Origin of the sequence: Bradyrhizobium sp., assembly GCF_049798375.1 — a bacterium.
Lineage (GTDB): Bacteria > Pseudomonadota > Alphaproteobacteria > Rhizobiales > Xanthobacteraceae > Bradyrhizobium.
On sequence record NZ_JBARGP010000478.1, the window covers coordinates 1 to 4,056 of the forward strand.

At 64.6% G+C, this 4,056-nt stretch carries 5 protein-coding genes; 3 read left to right on the forward strand and 2 right to left on the reverse strand.

Translation table 11 applies throughout. The annotated features are described in order from the left end of the window. On the forward strand, positions 1–479 hold a 479-nt coding region (locus WA702_RS19680; RefSeq protein WP_425112211.1), incomplete at its 5' end, for an anhydro-N-acetylmuramic acid kinase. A gap of 84 nt (positions 480–563) precedes the next feature. Continuing rightward, positions 564–1,241, forward strand: coding sequence for a glutathione S-transferase family protein (locus WA702_RS19685; RefSeq protein WP_425112212.1), 678 nt, complete (start codon positions 564–566; stop codon positions 1,239–1,241). Between the two features lie 133 nt (positions 1,242–1,374). Here WA702_RS19685 and WA702_RS19690 read toward each other — a convergent pair whose 3' ends face one another. After that, on the reverse strand, positions 1,375–2,022 hold the full coding sequence (locus WA702_RS19690) for an alpha/beta hydrolase (protein ID WP_425112213.1): 648 nt from the start codon (positions 2,020–2,022) through the stop codon (positions 1,375–1,377). A 304-nt stretch (positions 2,023–2,326) separates the two neighbouring features. Further along, complete coding sequence (locus tag WA702_RS19695) at positions 2,327–3,202, reverse strand: LytTR family DNA-binding domain-containing protein (protein WP_425112214.1); 876 nt, start codon at positions 3,200–3,202, stop codon at positions 2,327–2,329. A gap of 76 nt (positions 3,203–3,278) precedes the next feature. Here WA702_RS19695 and WA702_RS19700 point away from each other — a divergent pair. Beyond that, positions 3,279–4,056, forward strand: a 778-nt coding sequence (locus WA702_RS19700) for a cysteine desulfurase family protein (RefSeq protein WP_425112215.1), incomplete at its 3' end; no start/stop codon positions are given.

Consider the following 4,056-nt stretch of genomic DNA (forward strand, 5'->3'; position numbering starts at 1 on the left):
TGCATGCGCCGTTCGACTGCGAAGGCCGCTTTGCCGCACAGGGCCGTGTCGACGACGCCTGGATCGCCCGCGCGCTGGAGCTGCCGTTCTTCGCAGCTCCGCCGCCAAAATCGCTCGACCGCAATGATTTCGCCGCGCTCAGGCTCGGTGGTATGGCGCCCGCCGACGGCGCCGCGACACTGACCGCATTCACCGCGGCGGCGCTGGGCCGGATCGTGCCGCTGCTGCCGAAGGTGCCTGCGAGCTGGATCATCGCCGGCGGCGGCGCCCGCAACCTCACGATGATGCGGATGCTGCGCGAGCGGCTGGCACCGGCCCCGGTCGAAGCCGCCGACGCGCTCGGCTGGTCGGCGGATGCGATCGAGGCGCAGGCGTTCGGCTTCCTCGCCGCGCGCGGTATGAAGGGCCTGCCGCTCAGCTATCCCACCACGACAGGTGTGCCGATGCCGATGACCGGCGGGGTGATGGCGCGCCCCTAATCGATGCAGGTGCATGGATCTTGACCGTTAGATGCAGATGCATGTAACTTGATGCGTCTGCATGAAACGAGCGAGGATCCCTCCATGACCGCCGCGCTGAAGCTGATCAGTCACAAGCTCTGTCCTTACGTGCAGCGCGCGGTGATCGCGCTGAACGAGAAGGGCGTCCCGTTCGAGCGGATTGATATCGATCTGGCTAACAAGCCAGATTGGTTCCTGAAGATCTCGCCGCTCGGCAAGGTGCCCGCATTGTCGATCGCGACCGACGGCGGCGAGGTCACGCTGTTTGAAAGCAACGTGATCTGCGAGTACATTGAGGAGACGCGGGCAGGCGCGAAGCTGCATCCGGCCGATGCGTTGACGCGCGCCCGGCATCGCGCCTGGATGGAATTCGGCTCGGCGATCTTGTCGGATCTCTGGGGGCTTGAGACCACGACGGACGCCGCGATCTTCGAGTCCAAGCGGCAGGCGCTGACCGCCAAATTCGCCCGCGTTGAAGACGCGCTTGGCGACGGACCGTTCTTTGCCGGCGCAAGCTTCAGCCTGGTTGACGCGGTGTTCGCGCCGATCTTCCGCTATTTCGAGGTGTTCGATGCGCTCGGCGATCTCGGCATCTTCACTGCGACGCCGAGACTACGCGCGTGGCGTAAGGCGTTGGCAGAGCGGCCGAGCGTGAAGACTGCCGTCGGCCCCGACTATCCCGCGCTGCTGCGCGCCTTCCTGGAGCGTCACAACGCCTATTTACTGAAGCAGCCGGCGTAAGGAGGCAGACGTCGTCACGACGACGGGATCTGTAGGGTGGGCAAAGGCGCAACGCGCCGTGCCCACGATCCAAGCCGTGGTTGTGATGGTGGGCACGCTTCGCTTTGCCCACCCTATAAGTTCATGGCTTTTGTTAGCGCACGTTGGCGAGGCGCATGTCGAGGTAGGCCGTGATGGTCTCCATCAGCGGCTCGAGCTTGCTGTCGAAGAAATGGTTGGCGCCGGGAATGACCTGCTGGTCGATCACGATGCCCTTCTGTGTCTTCAGCTTCTCGACCAGGGTGTTGACGTCCTTCGGCGGCACCACGGCGTCGCGCTCGCCATGCACGATCAGGCCCGACGACGGGCAGGGCGCCAGGAACGAGAAGTCATAGAGGTTGGCGGGCGGCGCGATCGAGATGAAGCCCTCGACCTCGGGCCGGCGCATCAGCAGCTGCATGCCGATCCAGGCGCCGAACGAGAAGCCGGCAACCCAGCAGGCGCGTGCCTCGGGATTGATGGTCTGCGCCCAGTCGAGCGCGGAGGCCGCATCAGACAACTCGCCGGTGCCGTGATCGAACGAGCCCTGGCTGCGGCCGACGCCGCGGAAATTGAAGCGCAGCACCGAGAAGCCGCGATGCGCGAAGGCGTAGTAGCACTGATAGACGATCTGGTGGTTCATCGTGCCATGGAATTGCGGATGCGGATGCAGGATCATCGCAATCGGCGCGTTCTTCTGCTTGGCCGGATGATAACGGCCTTCGAGGCGGCCCGCCGGACCGTTGAAGATGACTTCAGGCATCAGGGAATCCTTGAGAGATCATCGACCGACTTCGTGCTTGCTTCGTCCGGCTGCTCGCCGACGAAACCCCGCAGGAAAAGTGGTGATTGGAAGCGCCGCCGAATTGGGTGGTGGGAACGACGCTTTCGTGAACAGGTGGCCGCCTTCTAGCATGAGCCGAGGGGCCAAAAGCAAGGATTTTGAACATCCCGCAATGCCTTCAAGACGTTAGCTCCTGATCTGCGGGCGCGGACCGGTCCCGGCCGGTGAATCCCTGCAGGATCTTGCGGTCTGCGCTCTCAATCGATTGGGAATATTGGTGTTTTCAGGCCATCGCCGCGCGCCCGGCGGTCTCGCCCGGATTGACCGCGCTCCGGTAGCGCCGGCTGCCCTGGACGGTCTCGCCGGTGTCAAAGGTGAGGTCGAAATCTCCTGATGGCTTCGCGGTCAATGCTGTGACGCGATCGAGATTGGCAAGCCGGGTGCGATGGATCCGAACGATGTTGTGGCCGGCCAATTGGCCTTCCGCCGCAGCGAGCGTGCCGCGGATCAGATGCCTGGTGCCATCGGCCAAACCGTATTCGATGTAGTTGCCGGCGGAAGCGACCCAGACAATGTCGGCGAGCATGACCCGCACACGGCTCGTGCCGTCGCGCAGCCAGAACCCCTGCGGCGTCGCGGGCGCCGGGTCGGGCAGCGCGGACACGGCTTCGCTCGGCGCAAGCTTGCGGCTTCGGTCGAACAACCAGATCGAGCTGCCGATCAGGAATGCGGTCACGATGTCTTTGCGGACTTCATAGAGCACGGTCGCCAGCGAGACGTGAAAGTCATAGAAGCCGCCGGCCAGCCCCATCAGCAGCTTGCGCAGGCCCACCATGCCGGCGATGTGAAGGCCTGAGAAGATCGCGATGGTCGCGAGTGCAATCCCGACTTGTCGGATTCGGCCGGGCGATTGCCGCATCCGTCGCACGCCGGCAAGCAGCAGCGGCACCAGCAGGAGAATGACGAGGATGCTGGTCATTTCCCACAGCAGCTGTGTGCCCAAATCATAAGGGGCGCCCTGCCGTAGGGCGTCCTGCGCCCTGGACAGCGCGTTGACCAATCCGATCCCGAGCGAGATCACGACGACAGCGATGTAGAACAGCCGGTCGGCCGGATGCGGCCGCATGGGTGGGATCTGGTTCATGATGCCGACTTTCACGGATCTCCTTGACCAACCATATCATAGTGGCAGACGGCCAAGTTGGCGCCGACGAGAAAGCTGATAAGACCATCTCATGCCTGACCGGATCTATCTCGATTGGAACGCGACCACGCCACTGCGCCCCGAGGCGCGCGCGGCAATGACGGCCGCCTTCGATCTCGTCGGGAACCCATCGTCGGTCCACGCCGAAGGCCGGCAGGCGCGGCGGCTGATGGAGGATGCCCGCGAGGCGGTGGCGCGGTCCATGGGCGCCATGGCCCGCAATGTGGTATTCACGTCCGGCGGCACCGAGGCCAATGCGCTGGCGCTCAATCCAGGCCTGCGCTCGCCGGCCGGACCGGTTGGGCGGCTGCTGCTCTCCGCGATCGAGCACCCCTCGGTGCTGTCAGGGGGCCAGTTCCCGCACGATCTGGTTGAGATCGTTCCGGTTACCTCCTCGGGCGTGATTGACCTGAAGCAGCTTGCGTTGCGGCTCTCGGATGGGCCGCCGGCTCTGGTTTCGGTCATGGCCGCCAACAATGAGACTGGCGCGCTTCAACCGATCTCCGAAGTCGCCGCCATCGTGCACGGGGCAGGCTCTCTGCTGCATGTCGATGCGATTCAGGCACTTGGAAAAATACCTTTCGCTATCAAAGATGTGGGTGCTGACCTTGCCACCATATCCGCGCACAAGATCGGTGGTCCCAAGGGCGTCGGCGCGCTGCTTCTCGGGCCGGGTGCGGAAGGGCTGGCGCCGCTGCTGCGCGGCGGCGGGCAGGAGCGGGGACGCCGCGCCGGAACCGAGAATGTCATCGGAATCACCGGCTTCGGCGCTGCCGTGACCGCTGCCATGAGCGCGCTCGACGCCGACC